This window comes from Citrobacter sp. Awk 2 (assembly GCF_028069815.1).
In the GTDB taxonomy this organism is placed as follows: domain Bacteria; phylum Pseudomonadota; class Gammaproteobacteria; order Enterobacterales; family Enterobacteriaceae; genus Citrobacter.
On record NZ_JANEWL010000186.1, the window covers coordinates 1 to 3,040 of the forward strand.

3 protein-coding genes are annotated in these 3,040 nt (G+C 42.2%); all 3 read right to left on the reverse strand.

Going from position 1 to position 3,040, the window contains the following annotated elements; genetic code table 11:
* Positions 1-744: lipopolysaccharide core heptose(I) kinase RfaP (gene rfaP / locus NNO02_RS22945; protein WP_271455841.1), on the reverse strand; the 744-nt coding region annotated here is incomplete at its 3' end.
* The gene (locus NNO02_RS22950) at positions 737-1,861 is read right to left on the reverse strand and encodes a glycosyltransferase family 4 protein (protein WP_271455842.1); all 1,125 of its coding nucleotides are present in this window, start codon (positions 1,859-1,861) and stop codon (positions 737-739) included. The genes rfaP and NNO02_RS22950, both read right to left, overlap by 8 nt.
* A gap of 21 nt (positions 1,862-1,882) precedes the next feature.
* A complete protein-coding gene (rfaQ, locus tag NNO02_RS22955) occupies positions 1,883-2,887 on the reverse strand; it encodes a lipopolysaccharide core heptosyltransferase RfaQ (protein WP_442867926.1) in 1,005 nt (334 codons plus the stop codon).
* Positions 2,888-3,040: the final 153 nt, after the last annotated feature.

Genomic DNA, 3,040 nt, shown 5'->3' on the forward strand with positions numbered 1-3,040 from the left:
GGTTGCAAAGAGATCGGATTCATCACGAATAATTTTATTAATATCTTTTTTAAAGTATATCTTCAGAAATCTGAAGTAGTCTCTTTGCGTTAACCCGATGTTTAGCGAGGAGAAGTACAAACCAATCAGATCTTTATTACGCCAGCGAATAGGAACCGCATTCCTGATCTGAGCTCGGTGCAGATCAATAACCGACAGCTTGAACGTATTATCCTCAAAATTGGTCGGTTGATGCAATAAGAAGTGACAGAGATAGCAATCACGGTGATTAACGCCGCCCTGATGCATCCTTCTGACCATAATGGCAAGACGCTCAATTAATGCCATTTTAATTTTTCGCGCAGGTGGATTCACCAACCAATCTGCGCAATAGTCTTCCAGGCTAACCGCTGGGCTCAGATCTTCAGTTATAATAAAAGAGATACGGTTGAGCGGATTTATACCTTGTTGCCCGAAACCAACACCGTGCATCGTATCAACATCCAGTTCCTGCAAACGGTGTATAGCATTCCATTCTCTATCAGCTCCGAGTACCGGCAAACGTAAGGAGAATAAGTTTTTGATAACTTCCTTCAGTTTAGTTCCCTGGTGCCATTTCAGGAAATAGCTTTTACCTGCAATCTCAAATCTTATCGTTCTACGCGTTTCGAGCTGTCTAAATGTTTCTCCCTGCAGCTTCTGCACTTCAGAAAAAGCATCTTTCCCTTTCCACAAGGATAAAAATGGTTCTTTTAACTCAACCATGGGCGCCACCTATAATAATATCAGCTGCTTTCTCAGGTAGACTATAAAGGTCTTGAGTATCAGCAAAGTGTTGTGCATTATCTTTCCATGCTTTTCTCTGCCCTGAGTCAGTTAAAGAAAAATAAACAGCTTCATTTAATAATTTTTGTTCAAACGGTTCATCAATAACAATGCCGCACTCAGCATCTTTAATATAATGGGCATATCCGCAAACTGCCGTTGTTATGACAGGTAAACCTGCTGCAATTGCTTCAACCAGCACGATCCCTGCGGCTTCCTGATATGCCGGATGAATCAATAGATCGGCTGCTGCCATTAACTCTGAGACATCATTACGGCCAGGGAAGAACTTGATATTGTCAGCAACAGCATACTCTGTTGCCAGCTTTATATAGCGATCAGGCTTATCCTGACCCACAACAAACAGAATCGTTTGTTTGCGGACAGCTTCCGGTAAGGAAGCGATCGCCTTGATAGTTCTGTCGACCCCCTTACGGGTAAAATCAGAACCGATTTGTATAATTAAATACTGGGAATCACTGATATCATTTTCTTTCCTGAAGCTAGCTCTACAATTTGTTGGCTGAGAGCTGTATTTTCTGTCAGGATAAATCCCCGGCGGAAGGATATGAAAACGCGCTGGCTCAGTATGATAGTGCTTCTGAAAATCCGCAATTTGCTTATCTGTTAGCATCAACAGCTGTGTTGATTTTCCCTCAGCAAATGTAGCTTTTTCAAAGGCGGCATAATGCCGATATCGTGGTGTCAGACGATAGAGCAAACCTTTTTCTTGCGCGACTTTTTCTGCGTAGCAGACATCAGCAGCATAATAAACATCTAACCCAGGCATTTTATTGAACCCAACGACCCGGTCTGCTGGATTACTCTCAAGATGTTTACTTACCCACCGATGATACTCAGCATTTTTCCCGTTGTTGGAGCATGACCTCACAGGAACAATAATGATCTCCAGGCTGTCTGGAATATTTCCTTGCCATGATTGTGTGTAAACCCGAACATGATGTCCACGTGATGCGACTGTTGACGCTATACGCAAAAAATCACGCTGTAACCCACCAAAAGGGAAATATTTATACAAACAGAAAGCAATAACCATTTTATATATCCGGATGCTTTATTAATCGAGTTTAGGTAACCGCGACGCTATGGCTGCAATCACGTCATCCGCTGGTATAGCAGATAAATATTTCTTACTTCGATCAAGTTTTTCACGCACAGGCATTGGTTGGTAATCACCAGCCCAAAATTGAACTACATCATCAGACCATGGTCGCCAGGCGATATGATCGGTGGCACCGAAAAGACAAATGATGGGGGTTTTAACAGCTGCAGCAATATGCATCGGGGCAGAGTCGACACCAATAAAAAGTACAGCATGATCAATTAATGCAGCAAGCTCAGGGAATGTTGTCTTACCGGCAATTTCAGTTAAAGGCTTGGTTTCACATGCCCTGGCAATCTCATCGACGCAGGCAATATCGCTGGCACCGGGTCCAGACGTCAGTACAACCTGATACCCCAAATGATGTATCGCGTCAATCACCAGGGAGAATCTATCATTCTCCCACGACTTGAATTCTTGTCTCGCCGTAGGCTGTATAACAACATACTTCTGGTTATCAACCTGAGGAAGTTTTTTCCGAACAGATTGCCAGACTTGCTCACCATAAACCATTTTCAGTACCGGAACTGATTCTTTTAGATTTAATGGCGTCAGCACAGACAAATTACGTTCGACCCAATGATCGCCACTTAGAGGAACGTGATGAGTAAAACTGTCGCGCCAGAATTTCTTATTTCTGTGCGAGAAATCATGTGTCAGTTTTATTGGACAATCCAAGCAGCGACACAGTAAAGCAACTATCCACTGATCGGTAAGGTTGACCACTAGATCATAATGATTACCACGTAGTACCTTGATCAGCGCTAAGAAATTTTTTGCTTTCTCAAAAGCAGAGCTCTTTTTATTTTTTATGCCATATAAAGCATGGATATCGGGATTTTCAGATAAAATAGGAATGGTATCTTCGTAGAGTAAAACATCAATATCAGCATCAGGATAATTTTTTTTAAGCGTGCTGATGACCGGTGTGGTTAGCAACATATCGCCGTGAAAGCGCATTTTTATTACCAGGATCTTTTTCACACTCTACCCTTTCAGGTTATTGTTAATTTTCAAATCACGCTACCGCCCCAGGCTCAACAGCTACCTGTGCACTGCAGAACACACCATCTTATTTTATTGCTTATATTATACCACTATTCACTTGACAAT

Excerpts from the sequence above, each read along its gene's own strand:
- NNO02_RS22950 (WP_271455842.1), bottom strand. The coding sequence starts at position 1,861 with ATGGTTATTGCTTTCTGTTTGTATAAATATTTCCCTTTTGGTGGGTTA.
- rfaQ (WP_442867926.1), bottom strand. The coding sequence starts at position 2,887 with ATGCGCTTTCACGGCGATATGTTGCTAACCACACCGGTCATCAGCACG.